Raw genomic sequence first — 225 nt, 5'->3', positions numbered from 1 at the left:
TGGAACCATTCGAAACAGCACAGCTCTAAAACTGAGCTTTTTGCCAATCGAATTTATTGTTAGTTTTGGAACCATTCGAAACAGCACAGCTCTAAAACTATTTAGCAGCGTCTTCAGCATCTGTTACAGTTTTGGAACCATTCGAAACAGCACAGCTCTAAAACTTGTGGGTGACTTCTGCATAATCACCACACGTTTTGGAACCATTCGAAACAGCACAGCTCT

Source organism: Streptococcus sp. HMSC066E07 (assembly GCF_001814695.1).
In the GTDB taxonomy this organism is placed as follows: Bacteria; Bacillota; Bacilli; order Lactobacillales; family Streptococcaceae; genus Streptococcus; species Streptococcus hominis.
This window is presented reverse-complemented; position numbering follows the sequence as displayed.